Source organism: Streptomyces sp. NPDC055099, assembly GCF_053607685.1.
On record NZ_JBSGUA010000007.1, the window covers coordinates 324487 to 347959 of the forward strand.

The following is a 23473-nucleotide window of genomic DNA, read 5'->3' on the forward strand; positions in this document are numbered from 1 at the left end:
GCATCAGTCACTCAGATCACATCAGATGTGATCAGAAAGGATCAGATCAGGTTCGGTCCTGCACCCCGGAGACGAACTCGTCCAGGTAAGGATCGGCGATCTTCACCGGCCCGAGCTGATGGTGCTCGGCCGGGTCCACCGTGATCGCACGGGCCCGCCGCACGAGCGACTCCATCGAGGCCCGTTCCCGCGCGGCCCCCGCGTCGTCCCCCTCTTGGGCGAAGGACAGCGCCGCAAGGCCGTGCCCCAGCGCGGACCCCCACAGCTCCGTCGCGTCCAGCCACTGCTTCGCGTCATGGAGGAACAGCTCGTCCGGCACCCCGGCGCGCAGCACCGCGGGGACCTTCTCGATCTCCCGGGCGGTGGGCCGCAGCGCCCGTACCGCCCCGGCGGGATCACTCTCGTACCGCGGCCAGAACGCGTCCAGCTTCGGGCCGAGGACCGGGGACTGCGGCTGCCAGTTCGACTCACCGAAGGTGGGCGCCGCGTGGTTGAGGTCCACGAACGTCTGCACCGCGTCCGCGACCCGCTCATCGCCCCCGGCGAGATACAGCGCCGCCTGCCGCCCCGAACGCGCCCGCTCGTACCCGTGGTCGTTCCACGAGAAGTCGTTCATGGTGAAGACGGCGAGCTTGCTCGCCCCCTCCTGGTTCATCGGGTTGGACACGATGCCGCTGAGATGGCCGGACAGACCGGGCTCGCGCTTGTCGTAGGGCGCGAGCAGCAGCCGCCCCTTCGTCCGCGCGAAGTCGTTCACCGGATAGTTGTCCCAGACGAACACCTTGCGTCCGAAGAGCTCGGCGGCCTTCTCCGCCTGGGAGTTGGTGATCTCCGGCGGGACCACGTCCGTGCCCGTCCACATCACCTCGACGGCGCCGTCGAGCTCGGCCCGCATCGTCTGCTTGTACGCGGTGTCCGTGAGGTCCCCGTACTCCGTGGGCACCATCTGCAGCGGGTTGGCGTCCTCGTGCTGCGCGATGAAGTCCCGCTGGATGGTGTTGAGGAGCCCCACTTGGGCCTTCGCCGCGGGCCCGCGGCCCGGCTCACCGAACGCGGCCTTGTCGGCGTCGCAGTTCCACTTGGTGTAGCTGATGTCGTCGAGCGGCACCGAGAAGGACCGCACCCCGAGGTCGTACATCGCCTGGAGCTTCGCCGTCAGCGCCTTGACGTCCGCCGGGTCCGAGTAGCAGATGGAGCCGCCCGGCGAGACCGCGAACGTGAAGCGGACGTGGTTGGCCGTGGCGCGGTCGATGAGCTTGCCGAGTGCGGTGAGCTTGTCCGCCGGGTACGGCTCACGCCACTTCTCCCGGTGGTAGGGGTCGTCCTTCGGCGCGTACACATACGTGTTGGCCTTGGTGTCGCCGAGGAAGTCCATCTGGTCGAGGCGTTCGGCCTCGGTCCAGGGCGGGCCGTAGAAGCCCTCGATGCTGCCGCGCAGCGGCATGGAGGGGAAGTCGGAGACCTCGGCCCCCGCTATGCGCCCCTTGGTGATGAGCTGCCCGAGAGTCTGCGCCGCGTAGAACTGCCCGGTGGCGTCCTTGCCGCCCAGCGCGACGGTGCGGTGCCGGGCCCGCAGCGCGTAACCCTCCGCCTGCTCCGGCACCTTCGTCCCGCCGAGCGCCTTCGCGATGTCCGGCCGGGTCGCGGGGCCGAGCAGGACGGTCAGCGGGGCACGGCCCGTCGCCTTGGCGCGTACGTCGATGTCACGTACCCCGTGGGCGCGCAGCGTCTCGGTGACGCGCTGGCGGGCCACCCCGTCCGTGTCATCGCCGACGACGAGCTCGGCGCGCCGGGCGAGCGGTACGTCGCCGCCCGCGCGGGCCATGTGCTGCGGGGTCGGGGAGACGACGGGGAGCTTGCGGGTCACGGTGTCCTCCTGAGCGGCCGCTTCCTGAGCGGCCGCTTCCTGGGCCGACGGCGGCGCGGCGGCTGCCGACGGGGCCAGGGGGATCGCGAGGACGGCGAGCGCGAGAAGCGCTGTCGGGGTTCTGAGGGTGCGTGTGGTGCGGGGCATGAGACCTCCGAACTTCGGGGTGGGGGTGGGAGTGGGCAGGGGCGGGCGCTCCGGGGGTCGCCCCGTGGGGGCGCAGGGAACTGCGCGACCAGCCCCCTCCGGCCCAAGGCGAACGAACCGCATGTCCAGCGGAGCGCTCAGTCGCGCGTGTGCGAGCGGTACAGGTCGAGCTCGCCGTCGAGCTCCAAGGCGATGACCGTGCACAGCGGATCGAGGTGATCGTCGGCGAGGTGCACGTACTCCCAGCCGGGTACGTCGCCGAGGCCGCCGACGCGTTCGTGCCGGACGGTGGTGTCCGTGCCGAGCACGCGGGCAGAGGTGACGCCGTTGCGCACGCCCCGCAGCACCACGTACTCGTTGGGCCGGTCGAAGAGGAACAGATACAGGGTGCGGCGGTCGGCGGAGAGCGTCGAAGGGCCGTAGAAGTGGCCGTGCGGAAGGCCGCGTACCGTCCCGTAGACCGCTTCGGCGTGCCGGCCCGTCCACTCCCCCAGCGCTTCGAGGCGCTCGATCTGTTCGGGGAGCAGCGTGCCGTCCTCCTTCGGGCCGACGTCAAGGAGCAGATTGCCGCCGCCTCCTACGGCCTCGACGAAGATGCGGATCAGTTGACGCGGTGACTTGTGGTTCGTGTCCTGCGGCTGGTACCCCCAGGAGTCGTTGACCGTGAGGCACAACTCCCAGGGCTGGTGCGGTGGTTCGATCGGTACGCCCTGCTCGGGGGTGGCGTAGTCGCCGTGCCCGGTGAGGCGGCCGTTGACGATGGTGTGCGGGGAGAGCGTCCGGATCTCCTCGGCGAGTTCCGCCATCCGCCACTGCTCGGGGCTGCGCTCCCACTCGCCGTCGAACCACAGCAGGTCCGGTTCGAAGCGTTCGAGGAGTTCCCGCACCTGTACGCGGTGGAAGGCGAGGAAGTCCGCCCACCTCTCCTCGGACTCCTCGCCGACGGCGGGCATGGAGTAGCGGTTGCCGCGTTCGGCGGGGTCCTGGCCGTCGGGGCGCACGGTGGCGTAGTCGGGGTGGGACCAGTCCAGGTGCGAGTAGTAGAGGCCGACCTTGATGCCTCTGGCGCGCAGGGCGGTGACGTATGGGGTGATGAGGTCGCGGCCCGCGGGGGTGCGCTTGACGACGGAGAGGTCGTTCGCCGTGTCCCAGAGGGCGACCCCGTCGTGGTGCTTGGCGGTGAGTACGGCGTAGCGGGCGCCCGCGCGGACGAAGAGGTCGGCCCAGGCGTCGGGGTCGTAGGCGGACGCGGTGAAGCCTTCGAGCTGCGCCATGTAGCGGTCGTAGGGCACGCGGCCGTCGAAGAAGGACCAGGACTCGGCCACCCCGTCCACGCTGTAGATGCCCCAGTGGAGAAAGATCCCGAGCTTGGAGTCCGTGAACCACGGCTGGATCATGGGCAGTTCTCCTCGTGGTGCGGGGGCGCGTCGGGGGGTGACGTCGGCAACTTCGGCAGCGGTGGCGGCGTTGGCAACGTTGTCTACCGGGTGGGGAGGAATGCCGACGGTCGGTGGCCGCCGAGCTGAAGCGCTTGAGCGCCAGCAGGCTAGATCGCGAAAGATGCCGTATACAAGGGGGCGTCGGAGGTCAAATTCCGGTGATGTCACGGGGCTTGACGGGGCGGGGTCGCTGCTTCATCCTCACCGCCGCCGAGCCGCCGAGCCGCCGAGCCGCCGCAGGCCGCCTTGTCACGCCGCCTCGTCACGCCGACCTCTACAGCGCCTCGTCACGGCGACGTTTGAACCGCGTGCATCACGCAATGGTGTGACGCTCCGGCCGTCACCGCATCGGGCACCCCCGCTCGGGTAGTGCTCCGCTGCCCGTAAGCCACCGTCACCGCCCTACCAGCGCGCACTGCCGCACCGCCGTCACCGCCATCACCCCCGTCGCGAGGAGAACGCCGTATGTCGTCGCAGCCCTTTGAACTGCCCAGCTTCTACATGGTGCATCCCGCCCGCCTCAACCCCCATCTGGAAGAGGCGAGGGAGCACTCAGGGAAGTGGGCACGTGACATGGGGATGCTGGAGGGTTCGGGCGTCTGGGAGCAGCGTGACCTGGACGCCCATGACTACGCGCTGCTGTGCGCGTACACCCACCCCGACTGCGACGGCCCGGCGTTGTCCCTGGTCACCGACTGGTATGTGTGGGTGTTCTTCTTCGACGACCATTTTCTCGAACTGTTCAAACGAACCCATGACCGTGAGGGCGGCCGAGCCTATCTGGACCGGTTGCCCGCCTTCATGCCGATGGACCTGTCCACGCCCGTGCCGGAGCCGACCAATCCGGTTGAGGCGGGTCTAGCGGACCTCTGGGCGCGGACCGTGCCGTTCATGTCGCGTGACTGGCGGGCGCGGTTCGCCGAGAGCACACGGAATCTGCTCAACGAATCCTTGTGGGAGCTCTCGAACATCAACGAGGGCCGGATCGCCAACCCCGTCGAGTACATCGAGATGCGCCGCAAGGTGGGAGGCGCTCCCTGGTCGGCGGGGCTGATCGAGTACGCGACGGGCGCCGAGGTCCCTCCGGCCGTGGCCGGGTCCCGGCCGTTGCGCGTCCTCAAGGAGACGTTCTCCGACGCCGTCCACCTGCGCAACGACCTCTTCTCGTACCAGCGGGAGATCGAGGACGAGGGGGAACTCTCCAACGGTGTACTGGTCCTCGAAAAGTTTCTGGACTGCTCCACGCAGGAGGCGGCCGATGCCGTGAACGACCTCCTGACCTCGCGAATGCAGCAGTTCGAGAGCACGGTGCTGACCGAACTCGCCCCGCTCTTCGCGGAGACGGGGCTCCCCCCGAAGGAGTGCGCCGACGTCCTCGCGTACACCAAGGGGCTCCAGGACTGGCAGTCCGGCGGGCAGGAGTGGCACATGGTGTCCAGCCGCTACATGAACAAGGGCGGCGCCACGCCCTCGCCGCTGGACGGCCCCACCGGGCCCGGCACGGCCGCCGCCGGCATCAAGGCGCTGATCGCCGCCACGGGCGCGGAGCGACTGCGCGGCTACACGCATGTCCCCTTCCAGCGGGTGGGCCAGTCCCGGCTGCCGGACTTCAACCTGCCGTTCAGGACCCGCCTCTCGCCGCACCTGGAGGCAGCACGCCCGCGAACCGTGCGGTGGGCGAGCCGGATGGGCATGCTCCGGCCCCAGCCCGGCGTGCCGAGCTCGGACATCTGGGACGCGCACAAGCTGTACGGCTATGACTTCCCGCTCTGCGCGGCGGGCATCCACCCGGACGCGGACCTCGAAGCCCTCGACCTGGGATCGCAGTGGCTGACCTGGGGGACGTACGGGGACGACTACTTCCCCGTGGTCTTCGGCAGGCCCCGCGACCTGGCGGGCGCGAAACTCTGCAACGACCGGCTCTCGCTCTTCATGCCGCAGGAATTCGCCGACATGCCGGCGCCGACGAGCGCGCTGGAGCGCGGCCTCGCGGACCTGTGGGTGCGCACCGCGGGCCCGATGGACGACGAGGCGCGCCGCACGCTGCGCACCGCCGTCGAGGTCATGACGGCCAGCTGGCTCTGGGAGCTGGACAACCAGGCGCAGAACCGTATCCCCGACCCCGTCGACTACATCGAGATGCGCCGCCTCACCTTCGGTGCCCCGCTCACCCTGAGCCTGTGCCGCCTGGGCAACGGTCCGCAGGTCCCGCCGGACATCTACCGGAGCGGCCCGATGCAGAACCTGGAGAACGCGGCGGTCGACTACTCGGCCCTGATGAACGACGTCTTCTCCTACCAGAAGGAGATCGAGTACGAGGGCGAGATCCACAACGGCATCCTCGTCGTCCAGAACTTCTTCGGCTGCGACTATCCGACGGCGCTCGGCATCATCGACGACCTCATGAAATCGCGCCTGAGCCAGTTCCAGCACATCGTGGCCCATGAACTCCCGGTCCTCTACGACGACTTCGCCCTCCCCCAGTCGACACGAACCATCCTCGACGACTACGTACGCGACCTCGAGAACTGGATGGCGGGCATCCACACCTGGCACCGCGACTGCCGCCGCTACCGCGAGGAAAACCTGTCACACGGCCCCCTGCGAACCCCGTCAGGTTTCGGCATGGCGGCGGTACGCCCGGACTGGCTGTGGGAGTTCGGCCTGGCCGTCGACCGCCAGATGGAAGGAGCGCCCTAACTCACCTGACCGTCAGCCCTCCCGTGGTTCCGGCAGGATTTGGCGTAGTTGTGGGGTGGGGTGGTGGTCGCGGCGCCATTCTCGGGGGTAGCCGACCGAGACCTCCTGGAAGCGGACGCCGTCGTGCCAGGTGGTGCGGGGGATGTGCAGGTGGCCGTAGACGACCGCCGCGGCCTCGTACTTCAGGTGCCAGTCGGCGGTCAGTTCGGTGCCGCACCACAGGGCGAACTCGGGGTAGTGCAGGATGCGGGTGGGGTCGCGCACCAGTGGCCAGTGGTTGACCAGGATCGTGGGCAGGCCGGACGTCCGCTTGGCGAGCATCTCCTCGGTGAACGCCACGCGGGCGCGGCACCAGTCGTCGCGGCCCGGGTAGGGGTCGGGGTGCAGGAGCACCTCGTCGGTGCAGACGACGCCGGCCGCGTGCGCCGCCTCCAGCGCGTCCCGCTTCGCGTGCGTGCCCGCGGGGCGGAACGTGTAGTCGTAGAGCAGGAACAGCGGGGCCACGGTGACGGGGCCGCCGTCGCCGCGCCACACCGGGTAGGGGTCCTCGGGGGTCGCGGCACCCAGGGAGCGGCACAGGTCCACGAGGTGGCGGTAGCGCGCCTCGCCGCGCAACTGGTTCGGGTCGTCGCGGGGCGTCCACAGTTCGTGGTTGCCCGGCGTCCACACCACCTTGGCGAAACGGTCGGTGAGGGTGCGCAGCGCCCATTCGACGTCGGCCATGCGCTCGGCGGTGTCCCCCGCGACGATCAGCCAGTCCTCGTCGGTCTGCGGGCGCAGGGTCTCGAGGAACGTCCGGTTGGCTTCGTACGCGACATGCAGATCGCTGATGGCGTACAACTTTGGTCTCTGGTGCGGCAGTTGTGTCATTCCGTGAGACCGATCGCGGAGCTGACGCGGCGTGGCGCGATCAATGGTGGCCGTCCCCGCCGCCCTGCTGGATCTCCAGGTACTCCTCGGGTGTCGCCTTGGGCACCTGGGCCGTGGGGCCGTACATGGCCCGCCCCAGGCGGGCCCGCAGGCGTTCGCCCCGGGTGACCTTGCGGGCCACGCCGTGCGCGTCGACCACCGGGCCTATCTCGTACGGCTTGGGCTGCTCGTGGGCGGTCAGGGTGTACAACTCGCCCTGGGTGAGCGGCACATGGACTTCCACGTACTCGCCGTGCGGCAGGCGTTTGATCGTGCCGCTCTCGCGACCGTGCAGCGCCTTCTCGCGGTCGCGGAGCTGCAGGCCCATGCACCATCGATGAGTCACGAAGAAGGCGAGCACCGGCACGACGAAGACACCGACCCGTACGGCCCACGTGATCGCGTTGATGGACAGATGGAACTGCGTGGCCCAGATGTCGTTGCCGCCGCCGACCATCAGTACGCCGAACAGCGAGAGCCACGCCACGCCGAGCCCGGTGCGCACCGGGGCATTGCGCGGCCGGTCGGCGATGTGGTGCTCGCGTTTGTCGCCGGTGACCCAGGCCTCGATGAACGGATAGACCGCGATCGCCGCCAGGATCAGCGGGAAGAGCATGAACGGGATGAAGACGCCCAGTTCGGCCGTGTGCCCCCAGGCGTTGATCTCCCAGGTTGGCATCACCCGGATCAGGCCCTCGGAGAAGCCCAGATACCAGTCGGGTTGAGCGCCCGTGGAGACGAGGTCCGGCCGGTAGGGCCCGATCACCCACACGGGGTTGATGGTGGCGATCGCGCCCATGAGCGCGAGGACACCGAAGACGAGGAAGAAGAAGCCGCCCGCCTTGGCGATGTAGATGGGCATGAAGGGCGCCCCGACCACGTTCTTCTCGGTCTTTCCCGGCCCGGCGAACTGGGTGTGCTTGTGGTAGAAGACCAGGATCAGGTGGGCGACGACAAGACCCAGCATGATCCCCGGCAACAACAGCACATGCACGCTGAAGAGACGCGGAATGATGGCGTCACCCGGGAACTCCCCGCCGAAGAGGAAGAAGGAGATGTACGTCCCCACGACGGGAATGGACAGGATCGCACCCTGCGCGAAGCGGATGCCGGTGCCCGAGAGCAGGTCGTCCGGGAGGGAGTAGCCGGTCAGGCCGGTGATGATGCCGAGGAACAGCAGCGTCCAGCCGAACAGCCAGTTGACCTCGCGCGGCTTGCGGAACGCGCCGGTGAAGAACACCCGCATCATGTGCACGAGCATGGCGGCCACGAACACGAGCGCGGCCCAGTGGTGGATCTGCCGGATCAGCAGGCCACCGCGCACCTCCATGCTGATGTCGACCGTGGACTCGAAGGCCTTGGTCATCTGGATGCCCTTGAGCGGGGTGTAGACGCCGTCGTAGACGACCTCGGAGCCGCTCGGCTCGAAGAAGAGCGTCAGCCAGACCCCGGTGAGGATCAGGATCAGGAAGCTGTAGAGGCAGATCTCCCCGAACATGAACGACCAGTGATCGGGGAAAATCTTGCGCATCTGGCTCTTGGCCAGGGTGTGGATGCCGAGACGGCCGTCCGCCCAGTCGGCGACCCGCTCCCCTTTGCCGGCCGGAGCCGTGCGTTTGCTGTCCCGGGTGTGCTCGACGCTTCCACTCATGCGGCTACCCCCCTCAGGCGGCTCCCAGGTTAGATCAAGGGTTCGCCTGAGCCAACAGGCCCTCCTACACCCGTAGTTGACGATCTTGGGGTGCGCAGGTGGGGCCACCACACGCGGCTGAGGTCACACCTCACTGCGGTGCCTCCCGGCCCTGATCCCACTCCCGGGCCCGGTCCCGGGCCAGCGCCTGGTCCCGCTCCTGGTCCAACTCCCGCACCAGATCCAGCGCCCGCCCCAGCGTCGTGAGCCGCGCGTCCAGGCTTTCGCCCGCCGGGTAGAAGCGGACCGTGTCCACGCCCGCCTCGCGCCACACCCTCAGCCGCTCGCGGACCATCTCCTCGGTGCCGATGAGGGTGGTGGCGAGGACCATGTCGTCGGTGATCAGGGAGGCCGCGCCCTCGCGGTCGCCGGACTGCCAGCGCTCGCGGACCACGGCGGCGACCTCCGCCCAACCCTGCCTGCTGTAGGCGTTGTTGTAGTAGTTGGCGGTGGCGGAGCCCATGCCGCCCAGGCTGAAGGCGAGCTCCTTCTTGCGGCCCGCGACCATCGCGCGCAGGGCGTCCTCGTCGTCGGCGAAGGCCACTTCGGCGCCCTGGCAGACGTTCAGGTCGTCGCGGGTGCGGCCGGAGGCGGCCAGACCCGCGTCGAGGTGGTCGAAGTAGGCCTCCTTCGAGCCCTCGGGGACGAAGCTGGTGCCCAGCCAGCCATCGGCGATCTCGCCGGTCAGGCGCAGCATCTTGGGCGAGAGTGTGGCCAGGTAGACCGGCAGGTCGTGCTCGGCGCGCATGGACAGGCGCATGGGCTTGGCCTCGCCGCCCGGCAGCGGGAGGGTGAACTCCCGCCCCGTGTACGAGATCTTCTCCCCCGAGGCCGCCAGGCGGACGATCTCCACGGTCTCCCGCATCCGGCCGAGCGGCCGGGCGAACGGCACCCCGTGCAGGCCCTCGATCACCTGCGGCCCCGACGGACCGAGCCCGAGGACGAAGCGGCCCTCGGAGATGTTCGAGAGGGTGATCGCCGCGCGGGCGATGGCCGCCGGGGTCCGGGTGGCGAGCTGGATGATGCCGGAACCCAGCAGCATGCGTTCCGTGCGCGCTGCCAAGTAGCCGAGCGGGGACGGCGCTTCGGAGCCCCACGCCTCCGCGACCCAGCAGATGTCCATCCCCAGCTTCTCGGCCTCGGTGACGAAGTCGACGGTCTCCCGCCAGTTCGCCCCGGACGCCTCGATGGTCGTCGACGTGCGCATCAGGCGTCCGCCTTCGTCTTGGCTTTCGCCGAGCCCGCGCCCTCGGCCAGCTTCTTGATCGCGTCCAGCGTCGCCGTCATGTTCTGCTCGAACTCCCGCATCCGTACGAACACGATCTTCTGCTCCTTCTCGGGCATCCGCTCGATCGCGTACGACAGGCCCGAGCGGCCCGGCCCCATCTGCATCCACTGGGTCAGCTCGGTGCAGCCGTCGTCCGCCGCGGTGAGGGTGAACCGCCAGAGGGCACTGGGGTTTTCGGGGTCCTGGACCGCCCAGGCGAACGCGCGCGGGGCCTCGCACTCCACGACGTACGACGTGGTTTCCCACGCGCCGAACGACGGGTGCTCGCTGCGGCCGACGAACCGCGCGCCGAGGACAGGCCGGGTCGTTCCGTCCAGCCATTCGACCGACCGCAGCTCCGCGCTGAGGGTGGGCATCAGGGCGATGTCGGAGACGAGCTCCCACACGCGTTCCGGTGGCGCGGCGATCCGTGTGCGCACCTCGGCCGTCGGCTTGTCCGCGTAGCGCGCGCCTGTCCACTCCATCGTGGGTCGCCTCTCCGTTGTCGTCGCTACCTCGTTGACCACGAGAGTTGCGTAGATGGACTCACTCGTCAAGGGTGAGGGAGAGGGGGAGAGCCCTGAACGGCGCGAGGGGGTTCAGCGGTTGAAGCGGTCCCGGATGTCCGGCCGTTCGGCGAGCCGCGCCGGGTAGCCGGGGCCGAGGCGGGCGTGTGTGTCGGCGGCCGACATGGGCTCCTTGCAGTGACCGCAGACCACCTCGGCCTCGGTCTGGTGCCCGCAGCGGTCGTGCTCGAAGACGACCGGCGCGCCTTCGTCGCCGCTCAGCCAACGGTTGCCCCAGCTGTTCATCACGGCGAGCACGCCGAAGAAGTCGCGGCCCTTCTCGGTGAGCACGTAGTCGTAGCGCACCGGCTCGCTCTGGTACGCGCGCTTCTCCATCAGGCCCTCGTCGACCAGGCGGCGCAGCCGGTCGGTCAGGGTGTTGCGCGCGATCCCGAGCTCCTGCTGGAAGGAGTCGAACCGCTTGATCCCGTAGAACGCCTCGCGCAGCACGAGCGGCGTCCACCAGTCGCCCAGCAGGTCCATGGTGCGGGCGATGGAGCAGGGCCAGTCGGCAAAGGAGGTCCGCCTCATGCCGCAAGGATACGAGCGCAAGGACACGAGAAGGAGCCCCGGGCCCCGGTGGGTCTCGGTACCGGACTCAGCAGCCTGGTGCGGGTACCGGCAGGCTCACGTGACGTTCGACGCAAACGTGGCGGCACCGTTGTGGAGCGGGACGGTGAACTGATCTGGTGGGGTAAGCAGCCGCTTACCCGCACGACGCACCACCGACCCGCTCCTGCGCGCTCAGCCCGCTCACCCGCACAAGCCGGAGGCCCCGTTGCTCTTCACATCCGTGGACGATGTCGCCACGCGGCTCGCCGAGACCGGCTATCTGGCCTCCACGGCCGTCGCCACCACCGTCTTCCTGGCCGACCGCCTGGGCAAGCCGCTGCTCGTCGAGGGTCCCGCGGGCGTCGGCAAGACCGAGCTGGCCAAGGCCGTCGCCGAGGTCGCAGGCGCGCGCCTGGTCCGGCTCCAGTGCTACGAGGGCGTGGACGAGTCCCGCGCGCTCTACGAGTGGAACCACGCCAAGCAGCTCCTGCGCATCACCGCGGGCCGCGACGAGTCCTGGGACGAGACGCGCACGGACATCTTCAGCGAGGAGTTCCTGCTCCCGCGCCCGCTGCTCACGGCCATCCGCGGCGACGAGCCGAAGGTGCTCCTGATCGACGAGACCGACAAGGCGGACGTCGAGGTGGAGGGGCTGCTCCTCGAGGTCCTCAGCGACTTCCAGGTCACGGTCCCCGAACTCGGCACCATCACCGCGACCCGGCGCCCCTTCACCGTCCTCACCTCCAACGCCAGCCGCGAGCTCTCCGAGGCGCTCCGCCGCCGCTGCCTCTTCCTCCACATCGGCTTCCCCGAGGAGGAGTTGGAGCGCCGCATCGTGCGTCTGAAGGTGCCCGGACTCGACGAGACCCTCACGCGGTCCGTCGTACGCGTGGTGGGCGCGCTGCGCGCGATGGACCTGCGCAAGGTGCCGTCGGTCGCCGAGACCATCGACTGGGCCCGTACGCTCATCGCCCTCGGCGCCGACTCCCTCGACGAGGAGGTCGTACGCGACAGTCTCGGCGTCGTGCTCAAGCATCAGGACGACGTCCTGAAGGCGGCGGCCAAACTGGACCTGGACGCCGTGTGACCGGGTCGGCCACCGGGGTTCCGGAGCGGCTCACCGCGCTCGTGCAGGCGCTGCGTTCGCACGGCATCCGGATCGGCACGGGCGAGACGGTGGACGCCGGCCGGGCCATCGAGGCACTCGGCCTCACCGACCGGGAGCAGGTGCGGGAGGGCCTCGCCGCCGCGCTGCTGCACAGCGAGGGCCAGCGGCCGGTCTTCGATCCGGTCTTCGACCTGTACTTCCCGCGCGGGATCGGAGCGCCGGACATCCCGGGCGCCCCGGACAGCTCCGAAACAGGCGAGACAGAAGCGACAGGGGATGCAGGGCGGGCCTTCGACCGGGACGACCTGCGTGACCGTCTGGCCGCCGCCCTGGCCGCCAACGACCAGGCCCTGCTGGCCCGGTTGGCGGCCGAGGCGGTGGAGGGCTTGGGCGGATACGGGACGCGGCCCGGGTCGGGAGGCACCGGAGGCTCGGACGGCTGGTCGTCCCACCAGACGCTCTCCCGCCTCCGTCCCGAGACCCTGCTGGCCCGCGTCCTGGCCGGTATGCGCCAAGGGGCCGCCGCCGACGCCGAGTTCACCGACCGGCTCACCGCCGACGAGATCCGCCGCCGCATCGAGGGCTTCCGCGCGCTCGTGGGCAACGAAGCGCGCCGCCGGGTCGCCGAGCGGCGCGGCGCGGACGTGATCGCCCGGCGGGCCATCGCCCCGACCGCCGACCGGGTGGACTTCCTCGTCGCGGGCCGCGCCCAGCTCGACGAACTCCGCAGGACGGTCCAGCCGCTGGCCCGCAAACTCGCGACGCGCCTCGCCGCCCGCCGCCGTCGTGCCGCCCGCGGCCACATCGACCTGCGCAGGACGCTGCGCGGCTCGCTGTCCACGGGCGGCATCCCGATGCGCCCTGTCCTGCGAAGGCGCCGCCCCGCACGCCCCGAACTGGTGCTCCTGTGCGATGTGTCGGGCTCGGTGGCGGGCTTCGCCAACTTCACGATGCTGCTGGTCCAGGCGCTGCACGACCAGTTCAGCAAGGTGCGGGTCTTCGCCTTCGTCAACCGCGTCGACGAGGTCACGGACCTCATCGCCCGCGGCACGGCCGACCCCGAGGGCCTGAGCGGCCGCATCATCTCGGGGGCCGCGGTCACCGGCCACCACGGCAGCAGCGACTACGGCACCGCCCTCGGTGAGTTCGCCGAGCGCTACCGCGACGCGGTCACCTCGCGCTCCACTGTCTTCGTGCTCGGTGACGCCCGCACGAACATGAGCGACCCGAACGTCCCCGCCCTGCGCACCCTCGCGTCCCGCGCCCGCCAGGTGTACTGGCTCAACCCGGAAGGCCGCGCCCAGTGGCGGACCGGCGACTCGGCGGCCGGCACCTACGCCGAACTGGTGGACATGTACGAGTGCCGCAACGCACGGCAGCTCAGTGCGCTGATCGGGCGGTTGTTGCCGGTCTGAGCGGGAACGCGGCCGACCGTAAGCTGGCCGGGCGTGATGTTCGGTGGCAGCGGCAGTGGCCGTGGCGGTGACGAGGAGGACGTGTGACAGGCGACGGGCTCGATGGCCTCGATGGGCTCGATGACCTCAGTGACCTCGATGGACTCAAGGAGGAGATCCGGGCTCGGATCGGCGAGGTGCGCGGTGAGCTCGTCGGGCTCAGCCGGCGGATTCACGCTCATCCGGAGATCGCCTTCGAGGAGCGGCGGGCCGCCGGGTGGTGCGTGGATGTGTTGCGTGCGCACGGTTTTGCCGTGACAGCTCCGGCGTACGGGCTCGACACCGCCTTCGAGGCCTCCCTGGGGTCCGGACCCGTGACCGTCGCGCTTACATGTGAGTACGACGCGCTGCCCGGCATGGGGCACGCCTGCGGGCACAACCTGATCGCGGCGGCGGGCGTGGGGGCCGCCCTCGGGCTCGCTCCGGTGGTCGATCAACTCGGGCTCACCGTGCGCGTGTTGGGCACTCCGGCGGAGGAGAGCGGGGCGGGGAAGGCGCTGCTGCTCGACGCCGGGGCCTTCAAGGGGGTCGACGCGGCGATGATGGTGCACCCGTGCCCGTTCGAAGTGGCCGACTTCCACTCGTACGCGATGGGGGCGCTCTCGGTGACGTACACCGGCAAGTCCGCGCACGCCGCGCTCAACCCGCAGGACGGGCGGAACGCGGCCGACGCGCTGACCGTGGCGCAGGTGGCCCTCGGGCTGCTCCGGCAGCAGCTGCCCGGGGAGTGGAAGGTGCACGGCATCACCACCGAGGCCGGGACCGCGCTCAACGCGATCCCCGAGCGGGCGAGTGCCGCCTACGCGTTGCGGACGCCGTCCGTCGAGGAGCTGCGTGAGCTGCGGGAGCGCGTGGCCGACTGCTTCCGGGCGGGGGCGCTTGCCGCCGGGTGCGCGGTGGAGCTCGAACAGCCCGCTCCCGACTATCTCGACTTCCGGTCCGATGCCGCTCTCGTCGCCCTGTGGGAGAGCAACGCGCGCGTCCTCGGGCGGCCCGAACCGCAGCGGCGCGGGCCCTTCGCGTCCACGGACATGGGCAACGTCTCGCACGTCGTCCCGTCCATCCACCCCGTGCTCGACATCAGCGGGGGCGGCTGCGGCCCGCACCAGCCGGAGTTCGCCGCCGCGGCCGTCACGCCGCGAGCCGAACAGGCCCTGGTCGACGGGGCCGTGGGGCTCGCGTGGACGGCCGCAGACTTCGCGGTCAGCCGGTCGGCGTCTTCTTGGTCGCCTTCGTAGTCGCCTTCGCGGTCATCGTCGGTACGACCACCGGGGAGCCGTCCCCCGGGGCCTTGAGGATGTCCGCGTCGATCCCGTACAGCTCCTTGACCAGCTCGGCGGTCACCACCTCGCGGGCCGGGCCGCCGGCGACGACCTTGCCCGCGTTCATGGCGATGACGGTGTCGGCGTAGCGGGCGGCGCTCGCGAGGTCGTGCAGGACCATGACGACGGTGCGGCCCGCGGCGGCCACCTCCCGCACCAGGGAGAGGACTTCGACGGCGTGCCCGAGGTCCAGGGCGCTGGTCGGCTCGTCGAGGAGCACGATCGGCGTCTGCTGGGCGAGGACCATCGCGAGCCAGCAGCGCTGGCGCTGGCCGCCGGAGAGGTGGTCGAGGCGGCGCGTGGCGAGCTCCGTGGTGCCGGTGGCCTCCAGGGCGTCGCGCACGGCGTCCTCGTCCTCGCGCGACCACTGGCGGAACAGCCCCTGGTGGGGATGGCGGCCGTAGCGGACGAGTCCGGCGACGGTGACCGCCTCGGGGGCCTGCGGAGACTGCGCGAGCAGCGCGATGCGGTGGGCCGCGCGGCGCTGGGTCAGCCGCCACACGTCCTCGTCCCCGGCGCGGACCGTGCCCGAACTCGGCTTGTGGAGCCGGGAGATGGAGCGGAGCAGCGTCGACTTGCCGCAGCCGTTGGGGCCGACGATGGCGGCGACCTGTCCGCTGGGGATGGTCAGGTCGACGCCGTCCACGGCGGCCGTGTGGCCGGGGTAGCCGGAGGTGAGCGCCTCGACGGTCAGTTGCACGGGTCAGGCCTTTCCGGTCTGCTCGGAGTTCTTGCCGAAGAGGACCCACAGGAGGAAGGGTCCGCCCAGGACGCTGGTGATGACGCCGACGGGGATCTCCACGGGGGCGACGACCCGGCCGAGCGCGTCGGCGGCGCCCACGAGCGCCGCGCCGACCAGGGCCGAGCCGATGACCGGGACACGGGTGGGTCCGCTGAGCCGCCCGGCGACGACGGGTGCGGCGAGCGCGACGAACGCGATCGGCCCGCCGATGCCGACGGCCACGCCGGACAGGGCGACGGCGAGCGCGAGGGTCACGGCGCGCACACGGCGGACGTTCACGCCGAGGGTGGCCGCCATGTCGTCGTCGAAGCGCAGGAGTTGGAGGCGGCCGCCGGCGATGAGGGCCAGCGGCACGAGGACGAGCAGGATGACCGACAGGGGCGTGCCGACGCTCCAGTCGCGGCCGCTGAGCGAGCCGACGGTCCAGAGGAAGACGCCGCCCGCGGTGTTGTCGTTCTCGCGGGACATGACGAGGTCGGTGACGGCGCCGATGACGGTGGAGACGCCGATGCCGACGACCAGGATGCGGTATCCCCCGCTGCCCGCGCCGCCCGCGCAGGCGACGACGACCATGGCCGCGGCGGCGGCACCGAGGGGCCCGAGCCACCAGTCCCCGATCATGCCGGTGGACGAACCGACGACGGAGGCGACGACGGCCGCGGTGGCGCCTTCGTTCACGCCGATGATGTCGGGCGTGGCGAGGCGGTTTCCGGCGAGCGTCTGCGTCAGGCACCCGGCGACGCCGAGCGCCGCGCCGACCATGAGCCCCACGGCGATCCGCGGGAGCCGGAAGTCCTGCACCAGCATGACGGTGGCGGAGTCGCCGGTTCCGAGCAGTCCGGAGAGGCTGTCGGAGAAGCTCATCCCGGTGGAGCTGGCGAAGGTGGCGAACGAGACGACGACCCCGATCACCAGCGTGAGGCCGACGGCGGCGAGGGCGCTGCGGTAGGGGAAGAGCCAGGAGAAGGTCCCGACGCGTACGGCGGTGGAGTCGGGCGGGGTGACATCGGCCCGCTGCGCCTGCGCGGGCTCCGGGGTCCCGGCCTCCGGCATCTCGTGTGTGCTCACGCGGTCACCCCCGCCGTCGACATCCGCTGCGAACGGGCGATCCAGATCAGCAACGGGCCGCCGATGAAGGCGAGCAGCACGCTGACCGGGGTCTCCCAGGGGCGGATCACGACCCTGGCGAGGAGGTCGGCGGCGATCATCACGTTCGCTGCGACCAGCGCGGAGAGCACCAACTGGCCCGCCATCCGGGGGCCGGTGACCGCGCGCGCGGCGTACGGGGCGAGGAGGCCGAGGAAGGCGATGGGGCCCGCGAGGGCGACGGCGGAGCCCGCGAGGAGCGTCACCGCCGCCGCGACGATCAGGCGGATGCGTCCCGGGTGGTGGCCGAGTGAGCGCGCGCTGTCGTCGCCGAGCGCGAGGGCGGAGAGCGGGCGCACACAGGAGAAGGCGATGAGCAGCCCGACCGCGATCAGCGGGATCAGGGGGTAGGTCTCGGACGTCTTGATGCCGGCGAGCGACCCGATGGTCCAGTAGCGGTAGGTGTCGAACGTAGCCTGTTCTCCCAGGAGTACGTACGACGTCATGCCGTGGAAGGTGGCGCCGAGCGCCGATCCGGCGAGGACGAGCCGCAGCGGTGAACCCGCGGCCCTGCCCGACGCGGCGAGCAGCAGCACCACCGCGCTGGCGGCCGTGCCGCCGACCAGGGCCCACACCAACACGCCGTAGGCCGAGGTCACTTCGAAGTAGGTGAGACCGATCACGACGCCGAGCGCCGCACCCGAGTTGACCCCGAGGAGGCCCGTCTCGGCGAGCGGGTTGCGTGTGACGGCCTGCAGGAGGCAGCCGGCCGCGCCGAGAGCGACGCCGACCAGGACGCCGGCGAGCGTACGCGGGAGGCGTACGTCCATGACGGCGAGCCGTATCTGGGCGTCGGCCCGCGCGGAGGGGTCCCCGGTGAGGAAGTCCCAGGCGCGGCTCATCGGCGTCGACCCTGATCCGACCAGGAGCGACAACAGGCCGAGCAAGAGGAGCAGGACGACAAGGGCGGCAGCCGCCCACAGCGTGGGGCGATGCATCTTCGCCAAGCCCGGTATCGGAGGTCTGGATCCGGACGTTGGGACCCGGCCCCCTTGCGCAACCAACATGAAGTTAGCCTAACCTAACCTTGACCTGGAGCCCCGAGTCGGGGTGGCGGCGAACTCCCTGTTCTTTCAGGGGTAATTTGCCATGCCCCGGCACGGCCAGGAATAACCCTTATGTCCGGACTGACCGCCGGGCAACTGAAGCATGGAGATCACGGACATGTCCTCGAACCACTCCCCGCGCACCCGGCTGACCGCGGTTGCGGCCCTCGCTCTGGCCTCCGCCCTCACGCTCTCCGCCTGCGGTTCGGACTCGTCCGACGACTCCGACTCCAGCAGCAACGCCAAAAACGCCGCGAAGAACGTCACCGTCACCGACGCCTCCGGTGCGGAGGTAAAGGTTCCGGCCAATCCCAAGAAGGTCATCGCGCTGAGCGAGATGGACCTGGACTCCGCCCTCGCCCTGAAGGTCAAGCCCGTCGGCCTCTCCGCGGGCAGAGGCCAGAAGGGCGCCCCCGAGTACCTGGCCGACCAGGCCAAGGGCATCCCGGTGGTGGGCGCGGTCACCGGACCCGACATCGAGAAGGTGCTGCAGGCCAAGCCGGACGTCATCCTCGCGGGCCAGCTCGCCGACCAGCAGGTCCTCAAGCAGCTCAAGGAGATAGCCCCGACGGTCGTCACGATCGACAGGACCAAGGACTGGAAGAAGTCCCTGGAGATCACCGGCGAGGTGCTCGGCAAGTCCAACGAGGCGAGCGCGTTCCTCAAGGACTACGACACCAAGGTCGCCGCCGTGAAGAAGAACCTCGGCGACAACGCGGGCGCGAGCGTCTCCGTGGCCCGCTACTCGGCCAAGGGCACCGCCGTCATGCAGCAGGGCGTGTTCATCTCCGACGTCCTGAAGGACCTCGGCTTCAAGCGGCCCGGCATCCAGAACAAGAAGGGCGAGGGCCACTCGACGCCGCTCAGCGACGAGGACCTCAAGCAGATCGACGCCGACTGGCTGTTCATCGGCACCCTCGCGTCGGCCGGTCCTGACGCCGACCTCTTCAAGGAGCTGAAGGGCAAGGCCGCGTACAAGCAGCTCGACGCGGTCAAGAAGGACCACACGACCGAGATCGACGGCTCGAAGTGGACCAGCCTCGGTGGCGCGCAGGCCGCCGTCTCCGTCCTCCAGGACGTCGAGAAGGCGATGGGCAAGTGACTTCCGGCATAACCGACCCTGAGCTCGCGGGCCGGGTGGCTCTGGTCACCGGCGCGGGCCGGGGCATCGGACAGGCAGTGGCCCGCGCGCTCGCCGAGCGCGGCGCGCGGGTCGTCGCCGCCGACCGGTCGCCCGACGTCAAGGAGCAGGACGACGAAGGGCGGCCGGCGGGCGTCGGCCGCGTCACCGGCATGGTCCTCGACGTCACCGACGCGGCCGCCGTGGACGCCGCGTTCGAGGAAGTCGAGCGCACCGTGGGGCCGTTGGACATCCTCGTGAACGTGGCGGGCATCCTGCGGCCCGCCCCGGTCGTCGAACTCACCGACACCGACTGGGCGGAAACCTTCGCCGTCAACACGAACGGCGTCTTCCACACCTCGCGCGCCGCGGCCCGCCGCATGACCGCCCGGGGCAAGGGCTCCATCGTGACGGTCGGCTCGAACGCCGCCGGGGTGCCCCGCACCCAGATGGCCGCGTACGCCGCGTCCAAGGCCGCCGCCACCATGTTCACCAAATGCCTCGGCCTGGAGGTGGCCCGCGACGGCGTGCGCTGCAACGTCGTGTCGCCGGGCTCCACCCACACCGACATGCAGCGGCAGCTGTGGACCGGCGACCACGAGCAGGCCGAGGCCCGGGTCATCGACGGCGACCCCGCCTCGTACCGGGTCGGCATTCCGCTCGGCCGGATCGCCGACCCCTCCGACATCGCCGAAGCGGTCGCCTTCCTGGTCTCCGACCGGGCCAGGCACATCACCCTGCACGACCTGTACGTGGACGGCGGCGCCACCCTGCGCGCCTGAAAGCCGCGCCGCCCTCCCCTACTTGACGAGGAGTCATCCGTGACACCCCCCAACGACGTGGTCGCAGACGCCGCCCCCACCACCCCCGGGGCCGTCGGCGCGGCGACCGCGCTGCTCGACGCCTACCGACCCGGCGACACCCGGTTCTTCGCGTCGCCCACCCGCACCCTCCTCGCCCACGGCACCGCCGCCGAAGTCCCCCACGACGAGCGGCCGTTGACGGAGCGGGTCGCCGCCACCCTGGACGCACAGCTCCGCGCCGGCAACCAGGCGCCGATCGTGGTGGGCTCCATCCCCTTCGACCCCGCCGAGCCCGCCGTGCTCACGGTGCCCGAAGCGGCACGCTGGGCGCCCGCGCTGCGCACCGACCCGCTCGTGGCGCTGCCCACGCCGCCGCCCGCCACGGCCGGCGGCTGGCAGGTGCGCGAGGTTCCCTCGGGCGAGGAGTACGCCGCGTCGGTCGAGGCCGCCGTGGCCCGCATGAAGAGCGGCGAGTTCGACAAGGTCGTCCTCGCCCGCACCCTTGAGCTGTCCACGGACGGACCGCTCGACCTGCCCGCGATGCTCCAGCGCCTGGCGCGCCGCGACCCGCGCGGGTACTCCTTCGCCGTGCCCACGGGCGGGGGCCGTACCCTGCTCGGCGCCAGCCCGGAGCTGCTCGTCTCCCGGCACGGCAACCGCCTGACCGCCAACCCGCTGGCCGGTTCGACGCCCCGTTCGGCGGACCTGGCCGAGGACGTGCGCCGGGCCGCCGCGCTGCTCGAATCGGCGAAGGACCTGCACGAGCACGCCGTCGTCGTGGACGCCGTGCACAAGGCCCTCGCCCCGTTCTGCACCGACCTCGACGTGCCGGAGCGGCCCACCCTGGTCCGCACCGCCACCATGTGGCACCTGTCGACGACCGTCACCGGCGAACTCGCCGACCCGGCCACCTCCGCCCTGGAGCTGGCCACCACCCTGCACCCGACCCCGGCCGTGTGCGGCACCCCGACCGGACACGCCCGTGACGTGATCGGCGAGCTCGAGCCTTTCGGCCGCGGCCACTACACCGGCATGGTGGGCTGGAGCGACGCACGCGGCGACGGCGAGTGGGTCGTCACGATCCGCTGCGCGGAGTCCGAGGAGACGCGGGACGGCAGCGGACGGCTGCGACTCTTCGCGGGCGCCGGCGTCGTGGCCGACTCGTCGCCGGAGGCCGAACGCGCCGAGACGGGCGCCAAGTTCCGTACCTTCCTGGACGCGGTGGGGGTCGACCGATGACGACGACGGACAGCGGTGCGGCGGACAGCCGCAGAGACGCGCCGCGCATCCCCGAGGTCTTCGCCGAGCGGTATCGCGCCGCCGGGTACTGGCGCGGCGAGACGTTCGGCGGCATGCTCCGCGAGCGCGCCGACGCCCACCCCGCCCGGGTCGCGATCACCGACGGGGACCGCAACTGGACGTACGGCGAACTCGACGTACGAGCGGACCAGTTGGCCGCCGGTTTCGCCGCGCGCGGCATCAGCAAGGGTGACCGGGTCGTCGTCCAGCTGCCGAACGTCGCCGAGTTCTTCGAGGTGATCTTCGCGCTCTTCCGGATCGGCGCGCTGCCGGTCTTCGCGCTGCCCGCGCACCGCGAGACGGAGATCCACTACTTCTGCGAGTTCACCGAGGCCGTCGCCTACGTCATCCCGGACCGGATCGGCGGCTTCGACCACCGTGACCTCGCGTCCAAGGTGCTCGCCGAAGTGCCCACGCTGCGCGAGGTGTTCGTGGTCGGCGACCCGGGCGAGCACACCGCCCTCGCCGACGTGCCGCGCGAGCCGGTCGAGCTCGACGGACCCGAGCCGTCCGACCTGGCGTTCCTCCAGTTGTCGGGCGGCAGCACTGGCGTGCCCAAGCTGATCCCCCGCACCCACGACGACTACATGTACTCGCTGTGGGGCTCGAACGAGCTCTGCGGGGTGACGGAGGACTCCGTCTACCTCGTGGCGCTGCCCGCGGCCCACAACTTCCCGCTGTCCTCGCCGGGTTCGCTCGGCCTGCTGTACGCGGGCGGCCGTGTCGTGATGTGCCCGCAGCCCGACCCGGACACCGCGTTCCCGCTCATCGAGCGGGAGCGGGTGACGATCACCGGTCTGGTCCCGCCGCTCGCACTGGTGTGGACGGACGCGGGGCGCACCACGCCGTACGACCTCTCCAGCCTCGAAGTGCTGCTCGTGGGCGGCGCGAAGTTCAGCGAGTCGGCCGCGCGCCGGGTCGCCCCCGCGCTCGGCTGCACCCTCCAGCAGGTCTTCGGGATGGCCGAGGGCCTGGTCAACTACACGCGTCTGGACGACCCGGCGGAGACCATCGTCACCACGCAGGGCCGTCCGATCTCCCCCGACGACGAGATCCGCATCGTCGACGACCTCGACCAGGACGTGCCGGAGGGCGAGGCGGGACACCTGCTGACCCGCGGTCCGTACACCATCCGCGGCTACTGGCGGGCGCCCGAGCACAACGCCCGCTCGTTCACCGCCGACGGCTTCTACCGCACCGGCGACATCGTGCGCCGCACCCCCACCGGGCATCTGGTGGTGGAAGGCCGGGCGAAGGACCAGATCAACCGCGGCGGCGAGAAGATCGCGCCGGAGGAGGTCGAGAACATCATCCTCGCCCACCCGCACGTCCACGACGTGTCGGTCGTCGCCGTCCCCGACGAGTACCTGGGCGAGCGGACCCTCGCGTACGTGATCCTGCGCTCGGACGCCGAACCGCTCAAGCCCGTCGTCATCAAGAAGTTCGTACGGGAGCGCGGTCTCGCCGCGTACAAGGTGCCCGACCGGGTCGAGTTCGTGACCGCCTTCCCGCAGACCGGCATCGGCAAGATCAGCAAGAAGGACCAGCGGACGACCGCCGCGGCTCCTGGCAACTGACCTCCGCCATCGGCCCCGGGCAGCTGACCTCTGCCCGGGGCGGCCCCGATCCACCAGCTTTCCTGAGTTCCCGAAAGGCCCCACCATGGCGCTCCCCGCCGTCACGCCGTACCCGATGCCCTCGTCCGAGGAGCTGCCCGACAACCGGGTCGCCTGGACCATCGACCCGCAGCGGGCGGTGCTGCTCGTCCATGACCTGCAGAACCACTTCCTGACCGCCTACACCCCCGACACCTCGCCGACGGCCGAACTCCTCGCCAACGTCGGCGAGTTGGCGAAGGCGGCGCGCGCGGTCGGCATCCCCGTCCTGTACTCCGCGCAGCCGGGCGGCCAGTCGCCGGCCGAACGCGGACTGCAGCAGGACTTCTGGGGTCCCGGGCTGCCCGACGACGAGCATGCCAAGGCCATCGCGGGCCCGGTCGCGCCGGAGCCCGGCGACACCGTGCTCACGAAGTGGAAGTACAGCGCGTACGTCCGCACCGACCTCGAGGAGCGCATGCGCGAGGCGGGCCGCGACCAGATCGTCGTCGTCGGCGTGTACGCGCACATCGGCGTCCTGATGACGGCCTGCGACGCCTGGATGCGTGACGTGCAGGCGTTCGTCGTCGCGGACGCCGTGGCCGACTTCTCCCGCGAGGACCACGACATGGCCCTGCGCTACGCGGCGGGACGCTGTGCGGTCGTCACCACCACCGACGCGGTTCTGAAGGGGATCTGAC

19 protein-coding genes are annotated in these 23473 nt (G+C 70.8%); 9 read left to right on the forward strand and 10 right to left on the reverse strand.

Features of this window, described 5'->3' with window-relative positions:
- Window positions 1-46 precede the first annotated feature (46 nt).
- Window positions 47-2014, reverse strand: coding sequence for a beta-N-acetylhexosaminidase family protein (locus ACWFRU_RS20230; RefSeq protein WP_453688789.1), 1968 nt, complete (start codon window positions 2012-2014; stop codon window positions 47-49).
- A 137-nt stretch (window positions 2015-2151) separates the two neighbouring features.
- Window positions 2152-3411 carry an alpha-L-fucosidase gene (locus ACWFRU_RS20235; RefSeq protein WP_453688791.1) on the reverse strand — a complete coding sequence of 420 codons (1260 nt, stop codon included), beginning with the start codon at window positions 3409-3411 and terminating at the stop codon, window positions 2152-2154.
- Window positions 3412-3918: 507 nt separating this feature from the next.
- On the opposite strand from ACWFRU_RS20235, the gene ACWFRU_RS20240 reads away from it, so the two are divergent.
- Window positions 3919-6153 (forward strand): terpene synthase family protein, encoded by a 2235-nt coding sequence (locus tag ACWFRU_RS20240; RefSeq protein WP_453688793.1) that lies wholly within the window; start codon window positions 3919-3921, stop codon window positions 6151-6153.
- Between the two features lie 12 nt (window positions 6154-6165).
- Here the strand turns inward: ACWFRU_RS20240 and ACWFRU_RS20245 are convergent, their stop codons facing one another.
- The 5 genes from ACWFRU_RS20245 to ACWFRU_RS20265 all read right to left on the reverse strand — a co-directional run bounded on the left by ACWFRU_RS20245 (window position 6166) and on the right by ACWFRU_RS20265 (window position 11116).
- Window positions 6166-7023, reverse strand: coding sequence for a metallophosphoesterase family protein (locus tag ACWFRU_RS20245; RefSeq protein WP_453688794.1), 858 nt, complete (start codon window positions 7021-7023; stop codon window positions 6166-6168).
- Between the two features lie 40 nt (window positions 7024-7063).
- A complete protein-coding gene (qcrB, locus tag ACWFRU_RS20250; protein WP_453688796.1) occupies window positions 7064-8713 on the reverse strand; it encodes a cytochrome bc1 complex cytochrome b subunit in 1650 nt (549 codons plus the stop codon).
- Between the two features lie 130 nt (window positions 8714-8843).
- The gene (locus tag ACWFRU_RS20255; RefSeq protein ID WP_453688798.1) at window positions 8844-9959 is read right to left on the reverse strand and encodes an LLM class flavin-dependent oxidoreductase; all 1116 of its coding nucleotides are present in this window, start codon (window positions 9957-9959) and stop codon (window positions 8844-8846) included.
- On the reverse strand, window positions 9959-10504 hold the full coding sequence (locus ACWFRU_RS20260) for an SRPBCC family protein (RefSeq protein WP_453688800.1): 546 nt from the start codon (window positions 10502-10504) through the stop codon (window positions 9959-9961). The genes ACWFRU_RS20255 and ACWFRU_RS20260 overlap by 1 nt, the downstream gene beginning before the upstream one ends.
- A gap of 114 nt (window positions 10505-10618) precedes the next feature.
- On the reverse strand, window positions 10619-11116 hold the full coding sequence (locus ACWFRU_RS20265) for a winged helix-turn-helix transcriptional regulator (protein ID WP_453688802.1): 498 nt from the start codon (window positions 11114-11116) through the stop codon (window positions 10619-10621).
- A gap of 247 nt (window positions 11117-11363) precedes the next feature.
- Between ACWFRU_RS20265 and ACWFRU_RS20270 the strand changes: the two genes are divergently transcribed.
- From ACWFRU_RS20270 to ACWFRU_RS20280, 3 genes are all read left to right on the forward strand, one after another.
- Complete coding sequence (locus ACWFRU_RS20270; protein ID WP_453688804.1) at window positions 11364-12224, forward strand: AAA family ATPase; 861 nt, start codon at window positions 11364-11366, stop codon at window positions 12222-12224.
- The gene (locus tag ACWFRU_RS20275; protein WP_453688806.1) at window positions 12221-13660 is read left to right on the forward strand and encodes a vWA domain-containing protein; all 1440 of its coding nucleotides are present in this window, start codon (window positions 12221-12223) and stop codon (window positions 13658-13660) included. The genes ACWFRU_RS20270 and ACWFRU_RS20275 overlap by 4 nt, the downstream gene beginning before the upstream one ends.
- Window positions 13661-13815: 155 nt before the next feature.
- Window positions 13816-14937 carry a M20 family metallopeptidase gene (locus ACWFRU_RS20280; RefSeq protein WP_453688906.1) on the forward strand — a complete coding sequence of 374 codons (1122 nt, stop codon included), beginning with the start codon at window positions 13816-13818 and terminating at the stop codon, window positions 14935-14937.
- Here the strand turns inward: ACWFRU_RS20280 and ACWFRU_RS20285 are convergent.
- The 3 genes from ACWFRU_RS20285 to ACWFRU_RS20295 are packed head-to-tail and all read right to left on the reverse strand — an operon-like array spanning window position 14903 to window position 17847.
- A complete protein-coding gene (locus tag ACWFRU_RS20285) occupies window positions 14903-15721 on the reverse strand; it encodes an ABC transporter ATP-binding protein (RefSeq protein ID WP_453688808.1) in 819 nt (272 codons plus the stop codon). The genes ACWFRU_RS20280 and ACWFRU_RS20285 overlap by 35 nt on opposite strands.
- A 3-nt stretch (window positions 15722-15724) precedes the next feature.
- Window positions 15725-16816: a FecCD family ABC transporter permease gene (locus tag ACWFRU_RS20290; protein ID WP_453688908.1), complete on the reverse strand. Its 1092-nt coding sequence runs from the start codon at window positions 16814-16816 to the stop codon at window positions 15725-15727.
- An 11-nt stretch (window positions 16817-16827) separates the two neighbouring features.
- Complete coding sequence (locus ACWFRU_RS20295; RefSeq protein ID WP_453688910.1) at window positions 16828-17847, reverse strand: FecCD family ABC transporter permease; 1020 nt, start codon at window positions 17845-17847, stop codon at window positions 16828-16830.
- Window positions 17848-18073: 226 nt separating this feature from the next.
- Between ACWFRU_RS20295 and ACWFRU_RS20300 the strand changes: the two genes are divergently transcribed.
- The 5 genes from ACWFRU_RS20300 to ACWFRU_RS20320 all read left to right on the forward strand — a co-directional run bounded on the left by ACWFRU_RS20300 (window position 18074) and on the right by ACWFRU_RS20320 (window position 23472).
- Window positions 18074-19057 (forward strand): ABC transporter substrate-binding protein, encoded by a 984-nt coding sequence (locus tag ACWFRU_RS20300; protein ID WP_453688810.1) that lies wholly within the window; start codon window positions 18074-18076, stop codon window positions 19055-19057.
- Window positions 19054-19857, forward strand: coding sequence for a 2,3-dihydro-2,3-dihydroxybenzoate dehydrogenase (locus ACWFRU_RS20305; protein ID WP_453688812.1), 804 nt, complete (start codon window positions 19054-19056; stop codon window positions 19855-19857). Before ACWFRU_RS20300 ends, ACWFRU_RS20305 begins: the two co-directional genes overlap by 4 nt.
- 39 nt (window positions 19858-19896) lie before the next feature.
- Window positions 19897-21117, forward strand: a complete 1221-nt coding sequence (gene dhbC / locus ACWFRU_RS20310) for an isochorismate synthase DhbC (protein WP_453688814.1) — start codon at window positions 19897-19899, stop codon at window positions 21115-21117.
- Window positions 21114-22754, forward strand: coding sequence for a (2,3-dihydroxybenzoyl)adenylate synthase (locus ACWFRU_RS20315; RefSeq protein ID WP_453688815.1), 1641 nt, complete (start codon window positions 21114-21116; stop codon window positions 22752-22754). The genes dhbC and ACWFRU_RS20315 overlap by 4 nt, the downstream gene beginning before the upstream one ends.
- A gap of 85 nt (window positions 22755-22839) precedes the next feature.
- On the forward strand, window positions 22840-23472 hold the full coding sequence (locus ACWFRU_RS20320) for an isochorismatase family protein (protein WP_453688817.1): 633 nt from the start codon (window positions 22840-22842) through the stop codon (window positions 23470-23472).
- Window position 23473: the final 1 nt, after the last annotated feature.